This window comes from Arthrobacter sp. NPDC080086 (assembly GCF_040702285.1).
Window position 1 is genome coordinate 1 of the sequence record NZ_JBFBKP010000037.1, and the last position, 23,593, is coordinate 23,593.

The 23,593-nt window shown below is 71.1% G+C and carries 22 protein-coding genes and 1 riboswitch; of the genes, 15 read left to right on the plus strand and 7 right to left on the minus strand.

Going from position 1 to position 23,593, the window contains the following annotated elements; translation table 11 throughout:
* Positions 1–1,389: helicase-related protein (locus tag AB0305_RS13515; protein ID WP_366173182.1), on the minus strand; the 1,389-nt coding region annotated here is incomplete at its 3' end.
* A 156-nt stretch (positions 1,390–1,545) separates the two neighbouring features.
* Between AB0305_RS13515 and AB0305_RS13520 the strand changes: the two genes are divergently transcribed.
* The 7 genes from AB0305_RS13520 (at position 1,546) to ggt (ending at position 8,597) form a co-directional block, all read left to right on the plus strand.
* Positions 1,546–2,568, plus strand: coding sequence for an LLM class flavin-dependent oxidoreductase (locus AB0305_RS13520; RefSeq protein ID WP_364137517.1), 1,023 nt, complete (start codon positions 1,546–1,548; stop codon positions 2,566–2,568).
* A gap of 30 nt (positions 2,569–2,598) precedes the next feature.
* A complete protein-coding gene (locus AB0305_RS13525; RefSeq protein ID WP_364137519.1) occupies positions 2,599–2,871 on the plus strand; it encodes a hypothetical protein in 273 nt (90 codons plus the stop codon).
* 218 nt (positions 2,872–3,089) lie between these two features.
* Positions 3,090–4,133, plus strand: a complete 1,044-nt coding sequence (locus AB0305_RS13530) for an NAD(P)-dependent alcohol dehydrogenase (RefSeq protein ID WP_364137521.1) — start codon at positions 3,090–3,092, stop codon at positions 4,131–4,133.
* 256 nt (positions 4,134–4,389) lie between these two features.
* Positions 4,390–4,890, plus strand: a complete 501-nt coding sequence (locus tag AB0305_RS13535) for an N-acetyltransferase (protein WP_364137523.1) — start codon at positions 4,390–4,392, stop codon at positions 4,888–4,890.
* A 395-nt stretch (positions 4,891–5,285) separates the two neighbouring features.
* Positions 5,286–6,203 carry an SDR family oxidoreductase gene (locus tag AB0305_RS13540; protein ID WP_364137525.1) on the plus strand — a complete coding sequence of 306 codons (918 nt, stop codon included), beginning with the start codon at positions 5,286–5,288 and terminating at the stop codon, positions 6,201–6,203.
* Entirely contained in the window at positions 6,200–6,679 is a 480-nt protein-coding gene (locus AB0305_RS13545; protein ID WP_364137527.1) for an NUDIX domain-containing protein, read from the plus strand. Before AB0305_RS13540 ends, AB0305_RS13545 begins: the two co-directional genes overlap by 4 nt.
* A gap of 91 nt (positions 6,680–6,770) precedes the next feature.
* Complete coding sequence (gene ggt, locus AB0305_RS13550) at positions 6,771–8,597, plus strand: gamma-glutamyltransferase (RefSeq protein ID WP_364137529.1); 1,827 nt, start codon at positions 6,771–6,773, stop codon at positions 8,595–8,597.
* 51 nt (positions 8,598–8,648) lie between these two features.
* Here the strand turns inward: ggt and AB0305_RS13555 are convergent, their stop codons facing one another.
* Both AB0305_RS13555 and ilvD read right to left on the minus strand, forming a co-directional pair.
* On the minus strand, positions 8,649–9,149 hold the full coding sequence (locus AB0305_RS13555) for a DUF664 domain-containing protein (RefSeq protein WP_364137531.1): 501 nt from the start codon (positions 9,147–9,149) through the stop codon (positions 8,649–8,651).
* 85 nt (positions 9,150–9,234) lie between these two features.
* Positions 9,235–11,094 (minus strand): dihydroxy-acid dehydratase, encoded by a 1,860-nt coding sequence (ilvD, locus tag AB0305_RS13560; protein ID WP_364137533.1) that lies wholly within the window; start codon positions 11,092–11,094, stop codon positions 9,235–9,237.
* An 85-nt stretch (positions 11,095–11,179) separates the two neighbouring features.
* On the opposite strand from ilvD, the gene AB0305_RS13565 reads away from it, so the two are divergent.
* From AB0305_RS13565 to AB0305_RS13585, 5 genes are all read left to right on the plus strand, one after another.
* A complete protein-coding gene (locus AB0305_RS13565; protein ID WP_364137535.1) occupies positions 11,180–12,100 on the plus strand; it encodes a helix-turn-helix transcriptional regulator in 921 nt (306 codons plus the stop codon).
* Positions 12,097–12,852: a TetR family transcriptional regulator gene (locus tag AB0305_RS13570; protein ID WP_364137537.1), complete on the plus strand. Its 756-nt coding sequence runs from the start codon at positions 12,097–12,099 to the stop codon at positions 12,850–12,852. The genes AB0305_RS13565 and AB0305_RS13570 overlap by 4 nt, the downstream gene beginning before the upstream one ends.
* Positions 12,853–12,997: 145 nt before the next feature.
* Entirely contained in the window at positions 12,998–14,260 is a 1,263-nt protein-coding gene (locus tag AB0305_RS13575; RefSeq protein WP_364137539.1) for an acyl-CoA dehydrogenase family protein, read from the plus strand.
* 64 nt (positions 14,261–14,324) lie between these two features.
* Complete coding sequence (locus AB0305_RS13580) at positions 14,325–15,521, plus strand: acetyl-CoA C-acetyltransferase (protein WP_364137541.1); 1,197 nt, start codon at positions 14,325–14,327, stop codon at positions 15,519–15,521.
* A 27-nt stretch (positions 15,522–15,548) separates the two neighbouring features.
* Complete coding sequence (locus AB0305_RS13585; RefSeq protein ID WP_364137543.1) at positions 15,549–17,108, plus strand: long-chain fatty acid--CoA ligase; 1,560 nt, start codon at positions 15,549–15,551, stop codon at positions 17,106–17,108.
* A gap of 4 nt (positions 17,109–17,112) precedes the next feature.
* Here the strand turns inward: AB0305_RS13585 and AB0305_RS13590 are convergent, their stop codons facing one another.
* The 4 genes from AB0305_RS13590 to AB0305_RS13605 are packed head-to-tail and all read right to left on the minus strand — an operon-like array spanning position 17,113 to position 19,893.
* Positions 17,113–18,390, minus strand: a complete 1,278-nt coding sequence (locus AB0305_RS13590) for an MFS transporter (protein ID WP_364137545.1) — start codon at positions 18,388–18,390, stop codon at positions 17,113–17,115.
* Positions 18,387–18,764, minus strand: coding sequence for a fluoride efflux transporter CrcB (gene crcB, locus AB0305_RS13595; RefSeq protein ID WP_364137547.1), 378 nt, complete (start codon positions 18,762–18,764; stop codon positions 18,387–18,389). Before crcB ends, AB0305_RS13590 begins: the two co-directional genes overlap by 4 nt.
* A complete protein-coding gene (locus tag AB0305_RS13600; protein ID WP_364137549.1) occupies positions 18,761–19,297 on the minus strand; it encodes a CrcB family protein in 537 nt (178 codons plus the stop codon). Before AB0305_RS13600 ends, crcB begins: the two co-directional genes overlap by 4 nt.
* Positions 19,297–19,893 carry a universal stress protein gene (locus tag AB0305_RS13605; RefSeq protein WP_364137551.1) on the minus strand — a complete coding sequence of 199 codons (597 nt, stop codon included), beginning with the start codon at positions 19,891–19,893 and terminating at the stop codon, positions 19,297–19,299. The genes AB0305_RS13600 and AB0305_RS13605 overlap by 1 nt, the downstream gene beginning before the upstream one ends.
* A 78-nt stretch (positions 19,894–19,971) precedes the next feature.
* Positions 19,972–20,058, minus strand: a riboswitch (Fluoride riboswitch).
* Between the two features lie 144 nt (positions 20,059–20,202).
* On the opposite strand from AB0305_RS13605, the gene arfB reads away from it, so the two are divergent.
* The 3 genes from arfB (at position 20,203) to AB0305_RS13620 (ending at position 23,588) form a co-directional block, all read left to right on the plus strand.
* Positions 20,203–20,625: an alternative ribosome rescue aminoacyl-tRNA hydrolase ArfB gene (arfB, locus tag AB0305_RS13610; RefSeq protein ID WP_290257990.1), complete on the plus strand. Its 423-nt coding sequence runs from the start codon at positions 20,203–20,205 to the stop codon at positions 20,623–20,625.
* A 171-nt stretch (positions 20,626–20,796) separates the two neighbouring features.
* On the plus strand, positions 20,797–21,903 hold the full coding sequence (locus AB0305_RS13615; protein ID WP_364137553.1) for an alkaline phosphatase family protein: 1,107 nt from the start codon (positions 20,797–20,799) through the stop codon (positions 21,901–21,903).
* Positions 21,900–23,588: an alkaline phosphatase family protein gene (locus AB0305_RS13620; protein WP_364137555.1), complete on the plus strand. Its 1,689-nt coding sequence runs from the start codon at positions 21,900–21,902 to the stop codon at positions 23,586–23,588. Before AB0305_RS13615 ends, AB0305_RS13620 begins: the two co-directional genes overlap by 4 nt.
* The last annotated feature ends 5 nt before the right edge of the window (positions 23,589–23,593 follow it).

Sequence of the window (23,593 nt, forward strand, 5' to 3'; positions counted from 1 at the left end):
CTCCAGGAGCGCGCGGCCCAGCCGCGGGTCGGCGGGGATGCGTGCCAGGGTGCGGCCGAGGCCGGTGGCGTGGCCGTCGGGTCCGACGGCGCCCAGTTCCCGCAGGACCTCGACGGCGTCGGCCATCGCCGCGGCCGGCGGGGCATCCGGCAAGGCCATGCCGCGGCCCTCGGGGGAACCCCAGCAGGCGAGCACCAGCGCGGCCCCGGTGAGGTCCGCAACCGAGATCTCGGGGGTGGGGTGCGCGGGGGCGGAACCGAAACTGCGCTCGTCGTAGCAGCGGACCACCCGGCCCGGGCCGAGACGCGCGGCACGGCCGGCCCGCTGGCCCGCAGACGCCCGGGAACAGGACACAGTGACCAGGCCGGTCATGCCGCGGGCCGCGTCGCGGCGCGGTTCGCGGGCCAGGCCCGAGTCGATCACCAGGCGGACGCCCGGGACGGTGAGGGATGATTCGGCGAGCGCGGTGCTGACGATGATCCGCGGCTGTTCGCCGGAGACGCGCCCGGAGACCGCCCGGTCCTGGGTCGCGGGGTCTGCCTGGCCGTGCAGCTCCAGCACCTCCGCCGTCGTCCGTCCCCGCAGCCGGGACGCCACGTGCGTGACCTCCCGGGCGCCCGGCACGAAGACGAGCGCGTCGAGATCGTCCCCGGCGGCGAGGGCGGCGGCGTGGGCGGCGGCCGCCGTGTCCGCGACGTGGTCCAGGAAGGAGCGCGTCACACCGCGGGCGTCCAGCCGCGGTCCCGGCGGGGGCGCCCACTGCACCTCCAGCGGATGGAGCGCGCTGGGGCAGCCGACGACGGGCGCCGGAACGGCCGGGGAGGCTTCGGCGTCCCCAAGCAGTTCGCCGAAGCGGCGCGCGTCCAGGGTGGCGGACATTGCGACCAGGGCCAGGTCGCCGCGGAGCTGGCGCACCTCGGCCAGCATGCCCAGCAGCAAATCCGTCTCCAGCCCTCGTTCGTGCACCTCATCCAGCACGACGGCGGCGGTCCCCTCCAGTCCCGGGTCGGCGAGCAGGCGACGCAGCAGGATCCCCGGGGTGACGAATTCCACGAGCGTGTCCGGGCCGGTCCGCCGCTCGCCGCGTACCGCGTAGCCCACCCGCTCCCCCAGCGGGCTGCCGTCCAGGGCGGCGAGGCGGCGGGCTGCGGCGCGGGCGGCAACCCGGCGGGGCTGGGTGACAACGATCCGGGCGGGCGCCCCGTTCGGGGCGGCGGCCGCGTCGCCGGCCAGTGCCAGGTTCGCCAGCAAGGGGGGCACCAGCGTGGTCTTTCCTGTCCCCGGCGGCGCCTCTACCACCGCGGCAGCACCGGGGCCACCGGCCGCCAGCGCCCCGGTTAGCTCTCCCAGGGACCCGGCGAATACCAGGCCCGCGCCGATGGCACCCATGTCAAAGGGATGGCGATGGAAGCGGGGATTCCTGGCGGGGGCAGTCACACATCCATTCTCCCCGCCCCGGCGCACCGGGCCGCACGCCGCCGTTCCCCACCCGCAGAACGGCCCGACGGACGGAATAGGAACCCCCGGCGGCGCGTTGGGGCTGGTGTGAAAAACATTGGTTTCCTGTCCTTTGGCCACTGGACCGACCACCCGGAGTCCGGCACCCGCAGCGCCTCGGACGCCCTCCTGCAGGCGATCGACCTCGCCGTCGCGGCCGAGGAACTGGGCGCGGACGGCGCCTACTTCCGGGTCCACCACTTCGCCCAGCAGTACGCCTCTCCCTTCCCGCTGCTGGCGGCGGTCGGCGCCAGGACCAGCCGCATCGAGATCGGCACCGGCGTCATCGACATGCGCTACGAGAACCCCCTATACATGGCCGAAGACGCCGCGGCAGCGGACCTGATCAGCGGCGGACGGCTGCAGCTCGGCATCAGCCGCGGGTCACCCGAGCAGGTCATCGACGGCTGGCGGCACTTCGGCTACACCCCGGCGGACGGCGAATCCGACGCCGACATGGGCCGCCGCCACACCGAACGGCTGCTCGAGGTACTGAAGGGCGAGGGCTTCGCCGCGCCGAGCCCCCGGCCGATGTTCCCGAACCCGCCGGGGCTGCTGCGGATTGAGCCGTACTCGGCGGGGCTCCGTGAGCGGATCTGGTGGGGCTCCGGGTCCAACGCCACCGCGGTCTGGGCCGCGAAACTCGGCATGAACCTGCAGAGTTCCACGCTCAAGGACGACGAGAGCGGCAAGCCCTTCCACATCCAGCAGGCCGAACAGATCGAGCTCTACCGGCAGGCCTGGAAGGACGCCGGCCACCAGCGCGAACCCCGTGTGTCGGTCAGCCGCAGCATCTTCGCCCTGACGGACGAGCGGGACTGGCACTACTTCGGCCGTGACCGGCGCAGCTCGGACCAGATCGGCAACATCGACGAAAAAACCCGGGCGATCTTCGGCCGCTCCTACGCCGGAGCCCCGGACGAACTCGCCGCCAAACTGGCCGACGACGAGGCGATCGCCGCGGCCGACACCCTGCTGCTGACCGTCCCCAACCAGCTGGGCGTCGACTACAACGCCCACGTCATCGAGTCCGTACTCAAGCACGTCGCCCCGCAACTGGGCTGGCGCTGAGCCTGTCCCCCACAGAGAGCAGACCCCCTGATGCACTTCCAGCAGGACGACGAGGGCTTCATCCGGATGCCTCGGCACCTTCCGGCCGGCACCCCCGTCACCATCACCTTCAGCGACGGCTCCACCGCGGAGTTCACCGGACGGGACCTCAACGCCGCCTACGACCGGTCGCTGGCCGAGTTCCGGGCCGGAAACAACCTGGACGCGAAGGGCTTCTCCCGGACACCGAAGGCACGGACCAACTCCGGCAACCGGATCGAGTTCGTCCGTGTCCGCCCTGACATGGCCCGCGGACGCGCCTGACCCGCCTTCCACACGGCGCCGGCGTCGGACTCAAACGAAAAATTAATCAGCACACTGCGGAACAATCCCGCCGGGGGCGCTGTTGTCTCCCACTGTGGCTCCGATCGGTTCGCCGGCCGGGGTCACATTCCGGCGCAGCCCTGGGCTGATCCCCCGCCGGCAGCTGTTGTTGATTCTCCCCAGACCGCTAACGAATCACAGATACACACTGGAGATACATGCTTACCGTTAACGCTTACGCCGCACCGTCCGCCACCGGCGACCTGGTCCCCACCACGATCGAACGCCGCGACGTCGGACCCCATGACGTCCTGATCGAGATCAAGTTCGCCGGCATCTGCCACTCGGATATCCACACCGTCCGCGGCGACTGGGGCCCCCAGTCCTACCCGCTTGCTCCCGGCCACGAGATCGCCGGCATCGTCACCGAGGTCGGCTCCGCCGTCACCAAGCACGCCGTCGGCGACCGCGTCGGCGTCGGCTGCATGGTCAACTCCTGCGGCGAGTGCGTGAACTGCCAGGCCGGCGAAGAGCAGTACTGCCTCAAGGGCAACACCGGCACCTACGGCGCCGTCGACCGTGACGGCACCATCACCCAGGGCGGCTACTCCACCCACGTCGTTGTCACCGAAGACTTCGTGGTGCGGATCCCGGAGGGCATCGAGCTCGACGTCGCCGCTCCCCTGCTGTGCGCCGGCATCACCACCTACTCCCCGCTGAAGCACTGGAACGCGGGCCCCGGCAAGAAGGTCGCCGTCGTCGGCCTGGGCGGCCTGGGCCACATGGCCGTCAAGATCGCCCACGCCATGGGCGCCGAGGTGACCGTGCTCTCGCAGTCGCTGAAGAAGCAGGAAGACGGCCTGAAGCTGGGCGCCGACCACTACTACGCCACGAGCGACGAGAACACCTTCAGTGAGCTCGCCGGCAGCTTCGACCTGATCATCAACACGGTCAGCGCTTCGCTCGACATCAGCTCCTACCTGCAGCTGCTGCGCCTCGACGGCACCATGGTCAACGTCGGCGCCCCCGCCGAGCCGCTGCCGGTCAACGCGTTCGCCCTGATCGGCGGCCGGCGCTCCTTCGCAGGCTCCATGATCGGCGGCATCCGCCAGACCCAGGAGATGCTGGACTTCTGCGCCGAGCACCACCTGGGCGCCGAGATCGAGGTCATCCCGGCCGAGAAGATCAACGAGGCCTACGAGCGGGTTCTGGCCTCCGACGTGCGCTACCGCTTCGTCATCGACACGGCCACGCTCAGCTAGGCACACCCTCCACCCGGGACGGTCCGCCGCGTGCGGCCCGTCCACCGTGCCGGCAGACGGCCCGGCGGCGCAGGAATCCCCTGTGCCGCCGGGCCGTTCCTGTGTCCGGGCTACAGGGCAGCCGAAAGATCTCCACAAATATCACCGGCCCGAAACCTGGGCGCAATATTGGCGGTACAGTCTGGATGGAAGGCCGGAGCGCACCGCCCCGGCCCGGGCATCCCCGGACTCCGCCCAGGAGAGAGTGCAGGTCGCCGTGAATCCCCTGTTCGTCCTCACCGCTGAAACGGCCGCCGGCGGCTCCACCCGCCGCGGCGTTCCCCTCCGCCCCATCAAGCCCGACGACGTCGACGAACTCTCACGGATGTATCACGAGTCATACGCGGAGAGCCTGCCCCAGCCGCCCGAGCGGGCCACCGGCTGGATCGACGCGCTCCTCGCCGGAGCGGAGGGCACCCACCTCCCCGAGGCCTCCGCCGTCCTGACCGGACCAGAGGGCCAGCTGACCGCGGCCATCATCGTCACCGAACCGGCCCCCGGGAGCGACGGGGAATGGGACGCCGTGATCGCCGAACTCTTCACCCACCCCGACTTCCGCCGCCAGGGCCTGGCCGACGAACTGCTGAGCCACTGCCTCGACACCCTCCAGATACAGGGCCGCAACACGGTGGCGGTTACGGTGGACAGCGGCAACTTCGCCGCACTGGCGTTCTATCTCTCCCGCGACTTCCGCCGCCTCACCGACGACGACGCATAGGACCCACCCCCGCCCCCGGGTTTTGTAACGTCACTGGAGTTATTGCTACCGTGGCGGGTACGTTTCAACATTTCTTGGGGGAAATATGAATAAGGCACAGCGACGCGCCCACGTGGAGCCGCCCTGTCCGGCGTGCGGATCCCGGGTGGTTCCGAACTGGACCGACCAGCGGCAGGCGTCCGCCCGGCAACCCGACTGGCAGGTCAGCGACCGGCAGTGCAGTTCGCAGTTGTGCCGGCTCAACGACCCGCAGAACTGGTAGCGGCCCGGGCCCGGCCTCCCGGGTCAGGCGCCCCCCCGGGCCGGATGGTTGGACTGCGTGAGCCGCCGGGATGATCCGGTGCCGCCCGCTTGTTGAAGCCCTCGGAAGAGCACACCACCCGAGAGGAACCATCATGAGCATCGTTGTCACCGGCGCCACCGGCCACCTGGGCCGCCTCGTCCTGGAAGCCCTGCTCCGCCGAGGCGCCCCCGCAGGCGAGCTCGTTGCCGTCGGCCGCGCCGTCGACAAGCTGGATGATTTTGCCGGCCGCGGCGTCCAGGTCCGGGCCATGGACTACGACGACGCCGGGTCGGTCGCGGCGGCCCTCAAGGGTGCGTCGAAGGTGCTGCTGATTTCCGGCAGCGCCGTCGGCCAGCGCCTCGAACAGCACCGGACCGTCATCGACGCCGCCCGGGCCGAGGGCGTGGAACTCCTCGCCTACACCAGCATCGCCAACGCGGACAGCACGGAAATGAAGCTCGCCGCCGAACACCAGGCCACCGAGAAGCTCCTCGCCGAATCCGGGCTACCCCACGTCCTCCTGCGCAACGGCTGGTACCTGGAGAACTACACCGAACAGCTGCCGGGCACCCTGGCCCAGGGCGGCTTCGCCGGCAGCGCCGGTGACGGCAAGGTCAGCGCCGCCGCCCGCGCCGACTACGCGGACGCGGCCGCAGCCGTGCTCCTGGCCGATGACCAGGCCGGCAAGGTCTATGAACTCGGCGGCGACCAGGCCTTCACCATGGCGGAACTGGCGGCCGAGATCAGCGCGGCGGCCGGACAACCTGTGGCCTACCAGGACCTCCCTGCCGCGGACTACGCCGGGATGCTCGCCGGATTCGGGGTCCCCGCGGACTTCGCCGGCATCCTCGCCGACTCCGACGTCGGCATTGCCCGCGGCGACCTTCTGGTCACCTCCGGCCAGCTCGCATCCCTGATCGGGCGGCCGGCCACCACCATGCCCGACGCGGTGCGTTCGGCCGTGGCCGCGCTCAAGGACGCCGCGCCGGAACACGGGACCGGCAACGAAGCGGACCCGGCAGCCCAGTGACCGTCCACAGCGCGGGCCTGCTGCTCTACCGCCGGACCGGCGCCGGGCTGGAGGTCTGGATCGCCCACATGGGCGGTCCTTACTGGGCGCGCAAGAAAACCGCGTCCTGGTCCATCCCGAAGGGCATCCACACGGACCAGGAGGACCCGCTCGCCGCGGCCCGGCGTGAGTTCACCGAAGAGATCGGCACCCCGCCGCCCGAGGCCGATTACGTTCCGTTGGGCAGCTTCCGGCAGTCATCCGGGAAGGTAGTCACCGTCTTCGCCGCGGAGACGGACTTCGCCCCGGAGCGGATCGTCAGCAACACCTTCCCGCTGGAGTGGCCCAGGGGCTCGGGCACCATCCGGGAATTCCCCGAGATCGACGCAGCCGAATGGGTTGGCGAGGACGAGGCCAGGCTCCGGCTGGTCCGCGGCCAGCTCCCCATACTCGACGCCCTGGTCCGGCGCCTCGACGGGAGGCCGGAACCGACCTGACGCCCCCGACGCAGAACGTCTTGTCATTGAATGTCACAAAATCGACACGTAGTGTGACATCAATCGACAGACCTCTTCACCGGGAGCATTCATGAAAACACCAGGACGCAGGCTCTCCGCCCTGACGGCGGCGCTGGCACTCACCGTGGCCGGCGGCGCCGTCGCGGGCCCCGCCGTCGCCGATCCCCGCGGGACGGAGAAGACCCCCACCGCCACCGGGTACGGCGGCGCCGTGAGCACCGTCGATCCGGAGGCGTCCGCCGCGGCGATCGAGGTCCTCCGCAAAGGCGGCAACGCGGCCGACGCAGCGGTCGCGGCCGCCGCCACCCTGGGTGTCACCGAACCGTACAGCGCCGGCGTCGGCGGCGGCGGGTACTTCGTGTACTACGACGCCAAGAGCAAGTCGGTGGGCACCATCGACGGCCGGGAAACCGCGCCGGCCGGCATCACCCCCGACGCCTTCATCGACAAGTCCACCGGGAAGCCCTACCGGTTCACCCCGGAACTGGTCACCAGCGGCGTCGCCGTCGGCGTCCCGGGCACCCCGGCCACCTGGCAGCGCGCCCTGGAACGGTGGGGCAGCCTGGGATTGGGCGAGGCCCTGAAACCGGCCATCAAGGTGGCCGACCGCGGCTTCGTCGTCGACCCCACCTTCCGCCAGCAGACCCTGGACAACAAGGCCCGGTTCGCCGCGTTCCCGGCCACCAGCGAGCTGTTCCTTCCCGGCGGCGACGCCCCCGCCGTCGGCAGCATCTTCCAGAACCACGACCTCGCCGCGACCTACCGGCTCCTGGCCAAGCAGGGCACCGCGGGCTTCTACACCGGGCCGCTGGCCGCCGACATCGCGGCCACCGTCCAGAACCCCGCCAAGGCCCCCGGGACCACGCTGCCCGTGCCCGCGGGATCGATGACGACGGCGGACCTGGCCGGTTACCGGGCCGCGGACCAGGCCCCCACGCGGGTGGGCTACCGCGGACTGGACGTCTACGGCATGGCTCCCTCCAGCAGCGGCGGCACCACCGTGGGCGAGGCCCTGAACATCCTGGCCCCCACCAACCTCTCCGGCCTGTCCACCGCCGGCGCGCTGCACCACTACCTGGAGGCCAGCGCCCTGTCGTTCGCCGACCGCGGCAAGTATGTCGGCGACCCGGCCAAGGTCACGGTCCCGACGGCGGCCCTGACCGATCCGCTCTTCGGCAAGGAGCGCGCCTGCCTGATCGATCCCCTGCACGCGGCCACCAAGCCGGTGGCGCCGGGCGATGTCGCCAACTACGACGGCGTGTGCCCCGCCTCCACGGCGCCGGCGGCCAGCGAAAAGGACACCGAGAACATCTCCACCACCAACCTCACGGTGGCGGACAAGTGGGGCAACGTGGCCGAGTACACGCTCACGATCGAACAGACCGGCGGATCGGGCATGGTGGTTCCCGGCCGCGGCTTCCTGCTCAACAACGAGCTGACCGACTTCTCCACGGTCTATGACGCGCAGGACCCGAACCGGATCGAACCCGGGAAGCGTCCCCGTTCGTCGATGTCCCCGACCATCATCCTCAAGGACGGCGCCCCGTTCGTCGCCCTGGGCTCGCCGGGCGGGTCGACGATCATCACCACCGTCCTGCAGACCATCCTGAACCGGGTGGACCTGGGCATGACCATCTCGGAGGCCATCGCCGCGCCCCGCGCCTCGCAGCGGAACACGGCGAAGGTCACCGCGGAGCCGGCCTTCATCGCGGCCTACGGCGATCAGCTCACCCCGTTCGGGCACCAGTTCACGCCCTCGGGTGACGCCTTCACGTCCGCAGCGGAGATCGGCGCCGCCACGGCGATCGAGTTCGGACCCGGCGGACGGCTAACCGCCGCCGCCGAACCGGTCCGCCGCGGCGGCGGCTCGGCCATGGTGCTCAGCGCCGGCCGGTAGCCGCCGGCGGTTTCACACGCAGCAACCAGCCTGACCACGGGCCTGGGCGGATCAGCCGCCCAGGCCCTTGGCGTAGGCGGCCTGGCCCACGTGCTGGAGGCAGTCGGCCACGGTGCTGACCAGGCGCACGCCCAGGGTGACGGGCGGATCCCACCGCTCATCCACCACCCGGTCCAGCGCGCCGTCGTCCAGGCCTTCGATGAAGCCGGCGGTCTGCCGGTGCACGGCGTCGTAGTACTCCAGCAGCAGGTCCGGTCCGGCGGTCACGGAGTCCACCTGGTCGGACGAGTGCCCGTAGCCGGTGTCCCGCTCGGGCAGCGGAAGGCCGAACCTTGCAACGAAGCCCTGGGCGGTCCAGACCTGCGGAACGCCGGCCGCAGAGGAAACCTGAGCGTCCTCCACCCGGGCCAGGTGCCAGAGAAGCCAGGCGATGGAATTACCGGTCCCTCCCGGGCGCCGGGCCAGGTCTCGTTCGCCCGTTCCGTCCAGCACGGCCTCCACCGTTTCGCGGATCCGGCCAAAAGCATTGAGCAGCAGTTCGTTGGATTTCATTCCATTCCCTCCCTGGCGTCGTTCGTCCGCCCATGCTGGCACACGAACGGCCCGTTGTTGTGCGCGGACAGGCGGCCGGCGGTGCCTAGCCTCCCAGGAGCGTTACGTCGCGGACGGCACCCTTGTCGGCGGAGGTGGCCATGGCGGCGTACGCCCGCAGCGCGGCCGAGACCTCGCGTTCCCGGTCCCTGGGCTTGTAGCCGCCGTTGATCAGCAGCTTCTCCCGCCGCTCGGCCAGCAGTTCGTCACTGACTTCCAGCTGCAGGGACCGCTGGCTGATGTTGATGCTGATGATGTCCCCGTCCTCGACCAGGGCGATGGCCCCGCCGGAGGCAGCCTCCGGGGAGATGTGCCCGATGGACAGGCCGGAGGTGCCGCCGGAGAAACGGCCGTCGGTGATCAGGGCGCACTTCTTGCCCAGGCCGCGGCCCTTGAGGAACGACGTCGGGTACAGCATTTCCTGCATGCCCGGACCGCCCTTGGGCCCCTCGTAGCGGATGACCACCACGTCGCCTTCCTTGATCGTCTTGTTCAGGATCTTCTCCACGGCCTCATCCTGGGATTCGCACACCAGGGCCGGGCCGGAGAAGGTCCAGATGGATTCATCCACACCGGCGGTCTTCACCACGGCGCCGTCCACGGCCACGTTGCCGCGGAGCACGGCCAGCCCGCCGTCCTTGGAGTAGGCGTGCTCCACGGAGCGGATGCAGCCTTCGGCGGAGTCGGTGTCCAGCGAGGTCCACTCGTTCGACTGGGAAAACGCGGTGGAGGACCGGACGCCGCCGGGGGCCGCGTGCCACAGGGCGCTGGCTTCCTCCGTGGCCTTGCCGCCGCGGATGTCCCAGTCGTCCAGCCAGCCGTCCAGGTCGGACGAGTGCACCGAGTGGACGTCCTTGTGCAGGAGGCCGCCGCGGTTCAGCTCGCCCAGCAGTGCGGGGATGCCGCCGGCACGGTGTACATCCTCCATGTAGTAGGTCCGGTCCTTGGCCACGTTCGGGGCAACCTTGGCCAGGCAGGGTACCTGGCGGGACTTGGCGTCCATCTCGGCCAGGCCATAGTCAACGCCCGCCTCCTGGGCTGCGGCCAGCAGGTGCAGGATGGTGTTGGTTGATCCGCCCATGGAGATGTCCAGCGCCATGGCGTTGTCGAAGGCCTTGGCGGTGGCGATCGAACGGGGCAGCACCGACTCGTCGTCGCCGTCGTAGTAACGCTTCACGAGCTCGACGACGGTGGTCCCGGCCTTCTCGTACAGCGCCTTGCGCGCGGTGTGGGTGGCGAGCACGGAGCCGTTGCCGGGCAGGGACAGGCCGATGGCCTCGGTGAGGCAGTTCATCGAGTTGGCGGTGAACATGCCGGAGCAGGATCCGCAGGTGGGGCAGGCGTTTTCTTCGATGAGGTTGATGTCGGCGTCGGAGATCGACTCGTCCACGGCGTCGGAGATGGCGTTCACCAGGTCCAGGGAGCGGACGGAGCCGTCGGTCAGGGTGACGCGGCCGGCCTCCATGGGGCCGCCGGAGACGAACACCACGGGGATGTTCAGGCGCAGCGCGGCCATCAGCATGCCGGGGGTGATCTTGTCGCAGTTGGAGATGCAGACCAGGGCGTCGGCGCAGTGGGCGTTGACCATGTACTCCACGGAGTCGGCGATCAGGTCCCGGGAGGGCAGCGAGTACAGCATGCCGCCGTGGCCCATGGCGATGCCGTCATCCACGGCGATGGTGTTGAACTCGCGGGGAACCGCTCCGGCGGCCAGGATCGCGTCGGAGACGATCCGCCCCACGGGGGCGAGGTGGGTGTGGCCGGGGACGAACTCCGTAAAGGAGTTGGCCACGGCAATGATCGGTTTTCCGATGTCCGAGTTGGCGACGCCGGAGGCGCGCAGCAGGGCGCGGGCTCCGGCCATGTTGCGGCCGTGGGTGACTGTTTTAGAGCGAAGTGCAGGCATGTGTATCATCCTGCACTGCGCCGCAGCCGGGGTGAAGACGGCCTTGATACTAGTAGTAGAACTAACAGAGTAATAGTATTTCTAGGTGCAGCACGCCGATCGTCGCAAAGAACTGGGGCTCTTCCTGCGGGCCCGTCGGAACCAGGCCGTTCGGGTGGATTACGGCCTCCCACCCCTGTCCCGCACCCGCGAGCGGGGCCTGCGCCGCGAGGAGGTAGCGTTCCTCTCCGGCGTCAGCGTGACCTGGTACACCTGGCTGGAGCAGGGACGGGACATCAACCCGTCCCGCCAGGTCCTCGAAGCGGTCGGCCGGGCCCTGCATCTCTCGGACGCCGGACTGGACTACGTCCTCTCCCTCGGGGGCTACGCCGCCGTCGGGCCGGGTCCCGCCGCGGCGGCCACCGCCCCCGCCCATCTCCAGCGCCTGCTCGACGCCTTGGACCCGAACCCATCGTTCGCCCTGTTTCCTGACTGGGGCATTGCGGGCTGGAACAGCGCCTACGCGGCCCTCTTCCCCAACATCGCCACGGTGCCCGCTGCCGACCGCAACCTGCTGTGGCTCGTCTTCACAGACCCCTACGTCCGGGACCTCCTGCCGGATTGGGAGGTGACCAGCCAGCGGTTCCTGGCCGAGTTCCGCGCCGAAACCGGGCAGCGCCTGGGCGACGTCGACGTCAGGAACCTGGTGGAACGGCTCAAGTCCGCCAGCCCGGAGTTCAAGGAGGGCTGGGACCGGTACGACATTCTTGGCTTCGAGTCGCGGGAGAGGGTCTTCCGCCACCCGAGCGTCGGCATCCTGCGGTTGGAACACCATCAGCTCTCCCCCTCGGACCGGCCGGACCTTCACCTGGTGGTCTACACGCCGGCTCCGGGCAGCGGTGCCGGGTCCCTGATGGGACGGCTCATCCCGCCGGCCAGCCAGGAATCCGGCGCCGGCCCGGGCCTGGGCGATCCGGGGCGATCCGACCCGGGCCGGGCCCGGCGGTGTGCTACTTTCGGGCCATGACCAGCCAGCCCCTGACCCACGACGCCGACAGCCCGGCGGCCGCCGCCATCGGGCTGCTGGCCCGGCAGGGCTTCGACGCCACCTCCGTGGAGGAACTCGCCGAGGCCGCCGGGATGAGCCGCAGCACCTTCTTCCGCAAGTTCGGGTCGAAGGAAGACGTGGTCTTCGCCGACCACGAGCGGATCCTGGCGCAGGTCACCGGACGGCTGGCCGACTCCCGGCAGGATCCGCTCGCCGCCGTCGAGGACGCCGCCCTGCTGGTGTTCGAGCACCACCTGCGCCACCGCGAAACTTCCCTGGCACGCTACGAACTGATGCAGGCCGTGCCCTCGCTCCGGGACCGGGAACTGGTCACCTCGCACCGGTACGAGCGCGCCTTCCTCGTGCACCTGCTGGACCGTCTGCCGGCCGCCGCCTCCGCCGCCGCCGGAACGGGTGACCAACTGGCCGGGGCGGATCACCGTGAGCACACCGCCGTCGCCTACGCGGCCGCCGTCGTCGCCGTCCACAACGCCTTCCTCCGCCAATGGCTGCGCTCCCCCGCCACCGAAGAAACCCGACAGCAGGAGAACGCCGACACCGGGCGGATGCGCGATCTCGCCACGGAACTCCGCGGCCTGTCCGCCTTGTTCCGCCCGGTCCTGCTCGGCACCGCCCCGACTGCGGCAGCCAGCACCGTGGTGGTGACCGTGCTGGCCGGAGCCGCGGACAAGGACGCCGTGGCCCGCGCGGTCCGCGACGCGCTCCCCTGACGAGTTCCCCCCAACGCGCCGCAGCCACCTTGGAACGGAGTTTCTTGACGTGGAACTGCGTTTCATTGCATCCTTGATCGACGTGGTGTGAGCCACGCCACGGGCGGCGCAGCCGCCGACGCTATCGACGAGGACCAGCACGCACATGACGACGACGTCGCCCGCCTCCGCGGCCACCGAACATTCCAGCACCGTCCCGGCCGGCTTCCCCGCCGGCACCGTGGAGCCGGACTACCTCCTGACCGAGGCGCTGGGAACCGACCCGGCAGCCCTCTTCACCGGCATCGGCGGCGAGGACCGCGCCTACTGGGACCGCGCCCGCGGCTTCGTCCAGGACGAGGTGCTGCCGGTGATCGACGGCTATTGGGAACGCGCCGAGTACCCCGTGCACCTGCTGCGCCGCCTCGGCGAACTGGACCTGCTGCGCGACGGGATCGACGTCGAGGGCCACTCCCCGATGAGCAGCATGGCCGCCGGCCTGGTCACCATGGAAATCAGCCGCGGCGACGGCTCCGTGGCCACGATGATCGCCGTGCAGGGCGGCCTGGCCCTCCGCTCGGTCGCAGAATGCGGATCCGAGGCACAGAAGCAGCGCTGGCTGGCGCCCATCGCCGACGGCACCGAGTACGCCGCCTTCGCCCTCACCGAACCCACCCACGGATCCGACTCCGTGGGCCTGGAATCCACCGCCACCCCCACCGACGGCGGCGTCCTGCTCAATGGCGAGAAGAAGTGGATCGGCAACGGCTCCATCGGCGGCCTCAGCGTGGTGTGGGCCCGCGGCGAGGACGGGCAGGTCCACGGCTACCTCGTCCCGCAGGACTCCCCCGGATACACCGGCACCACCATCGAGGGCAAGCTTGCCCTGCGCGCCATCTGGCAGGCCCACATCCGGCTGGAGAACGTCTTCGTTCCGGAGGAGAACATCCTGCCGGGCGCCCGGACCTTCAAGGACACCGCCCGCGTGCTCCTGGCCACCCGGCTCAGCGTCGCCTGGTCCGCCGTCGGCCACGCGACCGCCTGCTACGAGACTGCCGTCCAGTACGCCAAGCAGCGCAAGCAGTTCGGCCGCCCGTTGGCCTCCTCGCAGATCGTGCAGGAACGGCTGGCCCGCATGCTCAGCGAGCTCTCCACCATGCAGCTGATGGTCGTGCAGATGACCCGGCTGGACGAGGCCGGAACCCTGACCGCAGAACAGGCCGCGCTGGCCAAGTACACCTGCACCCGGCTGGCCCGCGGCATCGCCTCCAACGCCCGCGACCTGCTCGGCGGCAACGGCATCCTGCTGGCCAACCGCGTCGCCCGGCACCTGGCCGACATCGAGGCCATCCACACCTACGAAGGCACGGAGACCATGCAGGCGCTCATCATCGGGCGCGGCATCACCGGCACCTCCGCCTTCGCCTGACCCCTCCACGCCTTCGCCTGATTCGCCGTCCCCTGACAGACGCCACCCACCAAAGGACCCACCCATGAACCAGAACGCCATCACCCCGGTCATTCTCGGCGGCGCCCGCACCCCGTTCGGCCGCTTCCGCGGCGGCCTGTCCGCCTTCTCCTCCAGCGAACTGGGCGCCCACGCCATCCGTGCCGCACTGGAGCGCACCGGCGTCGCCCCCGAACAGGTCGGCGCCGTGATCGTCGGCCAGGTCATCCAGGCCGGCGCGGGCCAGGGCCCCGCCCGGCAGGCCAGCCTCGCCGCCGGCATCGGCTGGGACGTCCCCACCGTCACCATCAACAAGCTCTGCCTCTCCGGCCTCACGGCCGTGATCGACGCCGCCCGGATGATCCGCGCCGGGGAGGCCGACTTCATCGTCGCCGCCGGCCAGGAATCCATGACCAACGCCCCGCACCTGGTCCCCGGACTGCGCGCCGGCGTCGTTATCGGCGACGCGCCCATGCTCGATTCCCTCAACCACGACGGCCTGCAGGACCCGGTCAGCGGCAAGCTGATGGGCGAGGCCACGGACGCCGGCAACGTCGAACGACTGATCAGCCGCGAGGAGCAGGACGCCGTCGCGGCCCGCTCGCACCAGCGCGCCGAGGCCGCCCGCGCCGCCGGGATCCTCGCCGAGGAAATCGCCCCGATCGAGGTGCCCCAGCGGAAGGGCCCGGCCCTGACCCTGGAACACGACGAGGGAATCCGCGCCGACACCACCGCCGAGTCCCTCGCGGAGCTGCGCCCGGCGTTCTCCAAGGACGCCGCCGCCACCATCACCGCCGGCTCCGCCTCACCGCTATCCGACGGCGCCGCGGCCCTCGTCATCGCCAGCAAGGAAGCCGCGATCGCCGCCGGCCTGGAGTGGATCGCCGAGATCGGCGCCCACGGCCAGACCGCCGGTCCGGACGGCTCCCTGCACTCCCAGCCGGCGCGGGCCATCGACCGTGCCCTCGCCCAGGAGGGACTGCACGCCAAGGACCTGGACCTGGTGGAAATCAACGAGGCCTTCGCCTCCGTGCTGATCCAGTCCGCCAACGACCTGGGCATCGACACCGACGTCGTCAACGCCGAAGGCGGCGCGATCGCCCTCGGCCACCCCGTCGGCGCCTCCGGGGCCCGCCTGGTCCTGCACCAGGCACTCGCCCTGAAGCGCCGCGGCGGCGGCACCGGCGTCGTCGCCCTCTGCGGCGGCGGCGGCCAGGGCGACGCCTTGGTCCTCAAAGCCTAACCACCCCCTCCGACGAAGAAGCAGGCCATGACCAACACCACCAGCGGCGACGGTTTCGCCACCATTTCCGTCGCGGCAATCCTGGCGGAGTCCGCCCGCCGCTCCCCGGACCGGACGGCTCTGATCGTCGGGGAGGACCGGACCAGCTACGGCGATCTCTGGCGGCAGACCCGGGAGTACGCCGGCGCGCTGCGGGCCCGCGGCATCGGCCCGGGCGACGCGGTCGCCGTGCTGATCCCGAACGTGCCGGACTTCGCCCGCGTGTACTACGCGGTGCTGACCCTCGGCGCGATCGTGGTGCCGGTGCACGCCCTGCTCAAGGCCCGCGAAATCGAGTACGTCCTGCAGGACAGCGGCGCGCGGCTGATGATCTGCGCGGACGCCCTCCTGGGCGAGGGCGCCGCCGGGGCCGCGGCTAGCGGCGTCGACGTCCTGACGGTCATGTCGCCCGAGGGCGGGGACCTGCCCCGGCTCGAGGCGGAGGCCGCCGCGGCGGAACCGATCCGCAGCTACGAACCCTGCCGGCCCTCGGACACGGCCACGATCCTCTACACCTCCGGCACCACGGGTAAGCCCAAGGGTGCGCTGGGGACGCACTTCGCGCTGGTGGAGCAGACCTCCGTGATCCTGACCAGCGTGATGGACTTCAAGCCCGGGGACGTGCTGTTCGGCGGCCTGCCGCTCTTCCACACCTTCGGCCAGACGGTGGTCCTGAACGCCGGGCTGCGCGCGGGCGCCACCGTGGTGCTGCTGCCGCGGTTCACCGGCCAGGGCGCCCTGGAGCTGGTGGCCAAGCACAAGGTCAACGTCTTCGTCGGGGTGCCCACCATGTACGTGGCGCTGCTGGAGGCCGCAAAGTCGACGGCGGTGCGGCCGGCGGATCTGCGCTACGGCATCTCCGGCGGGGCGTCGCTGCCGCTGGCGGTGATGGACCGGTTCCGCGAGGTGTTCGGCATCGAAATCCACGAAGGCTACGGGCTGACCGAGACCTCCCCGGTGGCGGCGTTCAACCACGTCGGCATGACGCCGCGGCCGGGCACCATCGGCATCCCGATCTGGGGCGTGGACATCGAAATCGCCCGGGCCGAGACCGTGGAGAGCATCGAACTGCTGCCCAACGGCGAACTCGGCGAACTGGTGGTCCGCGGCCACCTGCTGATGAAGGGCTACCTGAACCGGCCCGAGGCCACCGCGGAAGCCGTGGTCGACGGCTGGTTCCGCACCGGCGACCTGGGCACCAAGGACGACGACGGCTACCTCACCATCGTGGACCGCAAGAAGGACATGATCATCCGCAACGGCTACAACGTCTACCCACGCGAGGTCGAGGAGCTGCTGCTGACCCACCCGCAGGTGGTCAGCGCCGCCGTCTACGGCGTCCCGCACGAGGTCCACGGCCAGGAGGTCGCCACGGCGATCGTGCTCGACGCCGGGGCCACGGTCACGGAAGCGGAACTGGTCGAGTTCGCCAGCTCGCAGCTGGCCGCCTACAAGTACCCGCGCATCATCCGGCTGCTGAGCGAACTGCCGCTGGGTCCCAGCGGCAAAATCCTCAAGCGCGAACTCGCCGCCGACCCGGCCGGATAGGCGCCTACGCCGACGCGGCGGGCCGCCCCGCGCCGGAACGCAGCAGCGGGATGAAGACCAGCAGGGCGGCCACCTGGGTGGCGATAGTGAAGACCCCCAGCCCCGCCGGGGCCGAGGCGTACAAGGCGCCGATGATGGTTGAGCCCGCGAGCCAGGCAAGGCCATAGACGGCGGTGAAAATCCCGTACCCCGTGCCGCGCCGGGCGGCCGGGACCAGGTCCGCGACGGCGGCGCGCAGGGTGGATTCGTGGATGCCCAGGGCCGCACCCCAGACCGCCGCGCCGGCCCACACCAGGGCGGGCGAATCCGAAAAGGACAGGAACGGCACGGCGGCGGTGAACGGCAAAGCCACCAGCAGTCCGCGCAATCCGATCCGGTCGTACAGCGCACCCGAGGCCAGCGCCGCCAAGGCCGCAGCGCCCATCGACACGGCGTAGGTCACGGGGATCAGGGCCGGCGCCAGCACCTTCTCCACCTCCAGGTGGTAGGAGACCACGCCGAAGGTGGAGAACCCGAACATGGACACGGCGGTGAAGCCGCTGTACCACCAGAACCGGGCCGGCAGCGGCGTGCGGACGGCCGGTGCGGCGGGCACTGTCACGTGGGCGGCTGCAATGGTGGCGGTGCCGTCGCCGGCGAGCCCGGCGTCGAACCGCTCGGGGGCCGGGACGAAGCGCCGGAGCAGGACGACCGCGGCGATGGCCAGCGTGCCGGGGATGGCGAGGACGCCGAATCCCAGCTGATAACCGGAGACCGCGATCATCAGGCTGACCAGGAGCGGGCCCACCAGGGCGCCGGACTGGTCGAGCGCCTCGTGGATCGCGAAGGCTCGGCCGCGGCCCAGCGTCGCCCCGGCGTGGGAGAGCATGGTGTCGCGCGCGGGGGTGCGGACGGCCTTGCCGAAGCGTTCGGTGATCACCAGGGCGGAGGCCTGCCAGAGGGACCCGGCGAGGGCCAGCAGCGGGACGGCGACGGCGGTCAGGGCGTACCCGGCGATGGTCAGCGGCCAGTACTTGCGCGTGCGGTCAGCCAGCGGCCCGGTTCCGAGCCGGAGGACCAGCGCCACTGCCTCGCCGACGCCGGTGATGAAGCCGACCATCACGGCGCTGGCGCCGAGGGTGGCCAGGTATGGGCCGGTGATGGCGCGGGCGCCCTCGTAGACGACGTCGGCCAGCATGCTGACCACGCCGAAGGACAGGACGAAGCCCATCGGGCCGAACCGGTTTCCGCGGCGCGCGGCCGTTACCGGCTGGGCCTGTGCCGGCTGGCCAAGGGAGCTCACAGCAGCCCGCCCAGGGCCAGGCCGCCGGCGGCCGCACCGACCGCGGCGAGGGCCGTGCCGAGGCCGTTGACCAGCGCCAGCCCGGACCGGCCGGACTGGACCAGGCGCACGGTCTCGAAGCTGGCGGTGCTGAAGGTGGTGTAGCCGCCCAGGAACCCGGTCCCGACGATGAGTTGGAGTTCCGGCGGTGCGGCGTGGGCTCCGACGGCCCCGGCGATCAGGCCGAGGAGGAGGGAGCCGGTGACGTTGATGACGATTGTGGCCACGGGGAGGGCGGCGCGGACCCGGCTGCGGATCAGTCCGTCCAGCAGGAACCGGGAGGCGGCGCCGAGGCCCCCGGCCAGGCCCAGCAGGGCGACGGTGAGCGGGCTCATGCGGCTGCCCCCTTCCGCGCGGAGGCCAGCCGGATGCCGGCGAAGGTGGAGAGGAAACCGCCCACCAGGGAGGCTCCCACGTACGCCAGCGCGTCGAGGGAGCGGCCGGCGGCGAGCAGTCCGTTGCTTTCCAAGGCCAGGGTGCTGTACGTGGTGAAGGCGCCCATGAACCCGGTGCCAAGGAGCAGCCGCATGACGCGGAGCCGCCCGGCGTCGGGGCCGCGGCGGATCAGGGCCTCCAGCAGCAGGCCCAGCAGGAACGCCCCCGCCAGGTTGATCACGAGGGTGGGCAGCGGCCAGCCGCCGGGGGCGGGCAGGACGGAGCCGAGGCCGTAGCGGGCCAGCGTTCCGGCGATCCCGCCGGCCACCACCAGCAGCAGGAAGCCCGGGTGCAGGTGCAGCGGTCGCCGGAGGCGTGCCGGCTCCGGCGACGGGTGCCCGGAGCCGGGGGCACGGTGCCCGGGGCCGGACGCCGCGGCGTCGGTGCCGTCCGGCCGGGCGGCGGGGACGGTGTCCGGGGTGCGGGGTTCCATTACCGGCCCTCCCGTGCGTGGTGCCGGGGCTGCGGGGCGAGCGGGACCACCAGGACAGGGCGGTGCTGGCGGTGGGTCAGGTGCACGGCCACCGAGCCGACCAGCAGCTCCTCGAAGCGGGCGCCGAGGCCACGCTCCCGCGTCCCGACGACGATGATCGAGGCGCCGCTGGCCTCGGCGAGCCGGCCGAGTGCCCGCGCGGGGTCCCCGGCCAGGGCGACGAAGGACCAAGGCACGCCGCCGGCGTCCAGGGTCTCCCCCAGCCGGGCCTTCAGCGCCGCGGCGATCCCCTCGACGTCGTCGTCGATGCCGTCGGGATCGATCGGCCGGGCGCCGCTGGGATCACCAGGACGGCGGCCGGCGGGGTCATCGGCGAGGTAGCTGGTGACGTCCACGTAGGCGCAGATCAGGGGAACACCCAGGCTGAGCGCAAGCTCGGCGGCCCGGTGGGCGACGGCCGGCGGCTGGCCCGGGACCGCGCCCATGACCACGGGCCCGGCGATGCGATCGATGGAGCCGGAGGTGTGTCCGGACGCGGCGTGCTGCCCTCCGGCGGCGGGGTCCGCCGGGCCGGGGACGGGTCCTGCTGGTGTCATGATGCTCCTGTCCTGTGGCGTCTGTGTGAGGCGTCGCGGCGACGCGGCTGTCAGCCCGGGTCACCCACCTTCGTTGGTGCAAAGGCAGGAACCATCAGCCAGGAGGCGGTTCGAACGGGGTGCGGAGTGCAGGCCGTTCCGGCGGGATCCATCGCCGTGTTCAGAGATTACACGCCGCACCCGGAACGGCGCCACGCCGCACCGCAGGGCGGAGCGCCGGGTGAGGGGCCCGACGGCGGCGGGCGCGGCGCCGGGTCGTCCCGCCAATCGTTCCGCCGACGGCCGCGAGTTCTGTGACACGCTGGTGGCATGGACCTGGAGGTGAACAATTCCCTGACGATCCCGGCGTCGGAACTGCGCTGGCGGTTCTCGCGTTCCTCCGGCCCCGGCGGCCAGCACGTGAACACCTCGGACAGCCGGGTGGAACTGTCCTGGGACGTCACCGGATCGCCCTCGCTGCGGGAGGACCAGCGGGAGTTGCTGGGCCGCCGGTTGGAAGGCCGGCTGACCGGCGGTGTCCTGACCGTCGCCGCGTCCGAGCGCCGGTCCCAGCTCCGCAACCGGGAGGCCGCCGCAGCCCGCCTTGTCCACCTGGTGGCGGAGGCACTGGCGCCCGGACCCGCCGCCCGGCGCAAAACCTCCCCCACCCGCGGCTCCACCCGGCGGCGGCTGGCCGGGAAGAAACTGCGCTCCGCGACGAAGCAGCAGCGCCGCCGGCCCAGCGCCGAGTAGCCGGCGAGACGCCAGTAAGTTTCGGGCCACCGAAATTCAAGGGGAACTCACAGCCTTCACGCGGGAGCGGAGCCTCCGCGGCATGGCACAGTTTTTGAACCGGGTATCCCGTTGCTCCCCCACCCGGAGGCGCGGAAACGGCTTCCCCGGCGGTCCCGAGAGGAGCTGACCGTGACCCTGCTTTCCCACCGGAGCGCGCACCGGAGTCGGCGCCGCCATGCCGCACGGGTCGCCTTCCTGCTCGCCCTGCTTCTCACCGCGGTCACGGCCTGCCAGCCTCCCGCCGCCGCGCCCCAACGGACCGGCACGCCCGGGCACATCTTCGTGATCAACCTCGAAAACAAAGGCTTCGACCGGGTCTGGGGCAACGGCTCCCCCGCCCCCTACCTCTCCGGCACCCTGCGCGCCCAGGGCGTCCTGCTGGACAGCTACTACGGCGTCTCCCACAACTCGCTGCCGAATTACCTGGCCCAGATCTCCGGCCAGCCGCCGAACACCAGCACCGAACATGACTGCCACACGTACACGCCCTTCAGCGGGACGGGGCTGGACTCCCAGGGCCAACTGCTGGGCGACGGGTGCCTTTTCCCGGCCGACGTTCCCACCCTCGCCGGGCAACTGGACGCGGCGCACAAGACCTGGCGCGGCTACATGGAGGACATGGCCACCCCGTGCGAGCACCCGCAACCGGACGCCGTCGACACCCACGTCGCCGCCACCGCCGGGGACCAGTACGCCACCCGGCACAACCCGTTCGTCTACTTCCGCTCCATCACGGACGGCTCCGGCTGCGGCCGGAACGTCGTCAACTACTCGGCGCTGGCGCACGACCTCTCCTCCGCAGCCACCACCCCAAACCTGTCCTACATCACGCCAAACCTCTGCCACGACGGCCACGACAGCCCCTGCGTGGACGGAACCGCCGGCGGCCTGGGCACGGCGGATGAGTGGCTGAAGAGCCAGGTCCCGGCGATCCTCGCTTCCCCCGCCTACCAGCAGGACGGCATGCTGGTGATCACCTTCGACGAGGCCGACGGCGGCGCCGTCGGACCGTCGTCGGGCGTCGCCGGCGGCACGGCGGGAGGCAAGGTCGGGGCCCTGGTGCTCTCGCCGTTCACGGTCCCGGGCGGCAGCTCGGACCGGGCGTACAACCACTACAGCCTGCTGGCCAGCATGGAGGACATCTTCGGCCTGCCCCGCCTGGCCGGCGCGGCCCAGCCCGGGGTCAACGCCTTCGGCGGCGATGTCTACCGCTCCGGATCCCAGGGGCAGCCATGAGTCAGCGCACCCTCCGTGGCCGCATCGGCCGGTTCGGGCGGCGACGCCTGGTGATCGCCGCCGGCTCCACCGTGGCCCTGCTGGTGCTGGTGGCGGTGCTGGCCGGCGCCGGAGCGGGCGGCACCGGGCTGATCGGCAACGTCCTGGGCGGTCTCCAACTGCTGCAGGCGCCGGCCCAGGGCATCGCCAAGATCAGGCACGTGGTGATCATCACCCAGGAGAACCGGTCCTTCGACAGCTACTTCGGCACCTACCCCGGGGCGGACGGCATCCCCATGCAGGATGGGACGCCGTCGGTCTGCCTGCCCGATCCGGGCCACGGTGGCTGCATCCGGCCCTACCACAACCCGGAGGTCAACAACGCGGGGGCACCGCACAGCCACTCCGACGAGGTCGCCGACGTCAACGGCGGGGCCATGGACGGCTTCGTGGCCCAGGCGGAGAAGGGGCTCTCCGGCTGCGCCGCCACGGCTGCGGCCTGCCAGTACAACACCAAGGCCACCGACGTGATGGGCTATCACGACGGCACCGACCTGCCGAACTATTGGGCCTACGCCCAGAACTTCACCTTGCAGGACCACCTCTTCGCCGCGGCGTCGGCCTGGAGCCTGCCCGCCCACCTCTATCTGGTCTCGGAGTGGTCAGCGAAGTGCAGCAGGGCCGGGGACCCGTCGTCGTGCGTCAACGAACTGCAGAACCCGGACAGCGGACCCGACCCGGAGATCATCCGTAACACCCTGATCGGCAAGTGCCAGACCGGCCTGGACCTGCAGCCCTGCCAGGACGCGCTCAAGGCGGCCGGCATCAGCCCGGACCTGGCCACCGAGATCGATCAGTTGATCAGCGCCAGCTGCAAGCCCACGGACTCCTACCCCAGCTGCCAGGCCGCGGTTGACGCGGCCCAGGTCCCGGCCGCGCTGAAGAAAAAGCTCAGCGATGCCGCCAAGAAGCTCGAGCTCCCCGATTACGCCTGGACGGACCTGACCTATCTGCTCCACCAGCAGCACGTTCCGTGGGCCTACTACGTTTTCAACGGGACCGAACCGGACTGCCGGGACGACGCCGCGACCTGCGCCCCGGTGAAGCAGGACGCCAAGACGCCGGGCCTCTGGAATCCGTTGCTGTACTTCGACACGGTCAAGGAGGACGGCGAGCTGGGGAACATCCAGGCGCTGGGGAACTTCTACGACGCCGCCAAGCAAGGCACCCTGCCGGCCGTCAGCTGGGTGGCGCCCACCGACAAGGTCAGCGAACACGCCCCGGCCAGCATCAAGACCGGCCAGGCCTACGTGGCCGGCCTGGTCAACGCTGTCATGTCCGGACCGGACTGGGACAGCACCGCGATCTTCCTGACCTGGGATGACTGGGGCGGGTTCTACGACCACGTGGCCCCGCCCGTGGCGGACGAGAACGGCTACGGCCTCCGGGTGCCCGGACTGATCATCAGCCCGTACGCCCGGAAGGGCTACATCGACCACCAGACCACCAGCCACGACGCCTACATCAAGTTCATCGAGGACGACTTCCTGCACGGCCAGCGGATCGACCCCGGCACCGACGGGCGCCCCGACGGCCGGCCCAGCGTGCGGGAGACCAACCCCCTGCTGGGCGACCTGACCACGGCGTTCGACTTCAACCAGGCCCCGCAGCCGCCGCTGATCCTCTCGAACGCCGCGACCTACTGACGCGG

Excerpts from the sequence above, each read along its gene's own strand:
- AB0305_RS13585 (WP_364137543.1), top strand. The coding sequence starts at position 15,549 with ATGACCAACACCACCAGCGGCGACGGTTTCGCCACCATTTCCGTCGCG.
- AB0305_RS13620 (WP_364137555.1), top strand. The coding sequence starts at position 21,900 with ATGAGTCAGCGCACCCTCCGTGGCCGCATCGGCCGGTTCGGGCGGCGA.
- AB0305_RS13575 (WP_364137539.1), top strand. The coding sequence starts at position 12,998 with ATGACGACGACGTCGCCCGCCTCCGCGGCCACCGAACATTCCAGCACC.
- AB0305_RS13525 (WP_364137519.1), top strand. The coding sequence starts at position 2,599 with ATGCACTTCCAGCAGGACGACGAGGGCTTCATCCGGATGCCTCGGCAC.
- arfB (WP_290257990.1), top strand. The coding sequence starts at position 20,203 with ATGGACCTGGAGGTGAACAATTCCCTGACGATCCCGGCGTCGGAACTG.
- AB0305_RS13605 (WP_364137551.1), bottom strand. The coding sequence starts at position 19,893 with ATGACACCAGCAGGACCCGTCCCCGGCCCGGCGGACCCCGCCGCCGGA.
- AB0305_RS13530 (WP_364137521.1), top strand. The coding sequence starts at position 3,090 with ATGCTTACCGTTAACGCTTACGCCGCACCGTCCGCCACCGGCGACCTG.
- crcB (WP_364137547.1), bottom strand. The coding sequence starts at position 18,764 with ATGAGCCCGCTCACCGTCGCCCTGCTGGGCCTGGCCGGGGGCCTCGGC.
- AB0305_RS13570 (WP_364137537.1), top strand. The coding sequence starts at position 12,097 with ATGACCAGCCAGCCCCTGACCCACGACGCCGACAGCCCGGCGGCCGCC.
- AB0305_RS13540 (WP_364137525.1), top strand. The coding sequence starts at position 5,286 with ATGAGCATCGTTGTCACCGGCGCCACCGGCCACCTGGGCCGCCTCGTC.
- AB0305_RS13555 (WP_364137531.1), bottom strand. The coding sequence starts at position 9,149 with ATGAAATCCAACGAACTGCTGCTCAATGCTTTTGGCCGGATCCGCGAA.
- AB0305_RS13580 (WP_364137541.1), top strand. The coding sequence starts at position 14,325 with ATGAACCAGAACGCCATCACCCCGGTCATTCTCGGCGGCGCCCGCACC.
- ilvD (WP_364137533.1), bottom strand. The coding sequence starts at position 11,094 with ATGCCTGCACTTCGCTCTAAAACAGTCACCCACGGCCGCAACATGGCC.
- AB0305_RS13600 (WP_364137549.1), bottom strand. The coding sequence starts at position 19,297 with ATGGAACCCCGCACCCCGGACACCGTCCCCGCCGCCCGGCCGGACGGC.
- ggt (WP_364137529.1), top strand. The coding sequence starts at position 6,771 with ATGAAAACACCAGGACGCAGGCTCTCCGCCCTGACGGCGGCGCTGGCA.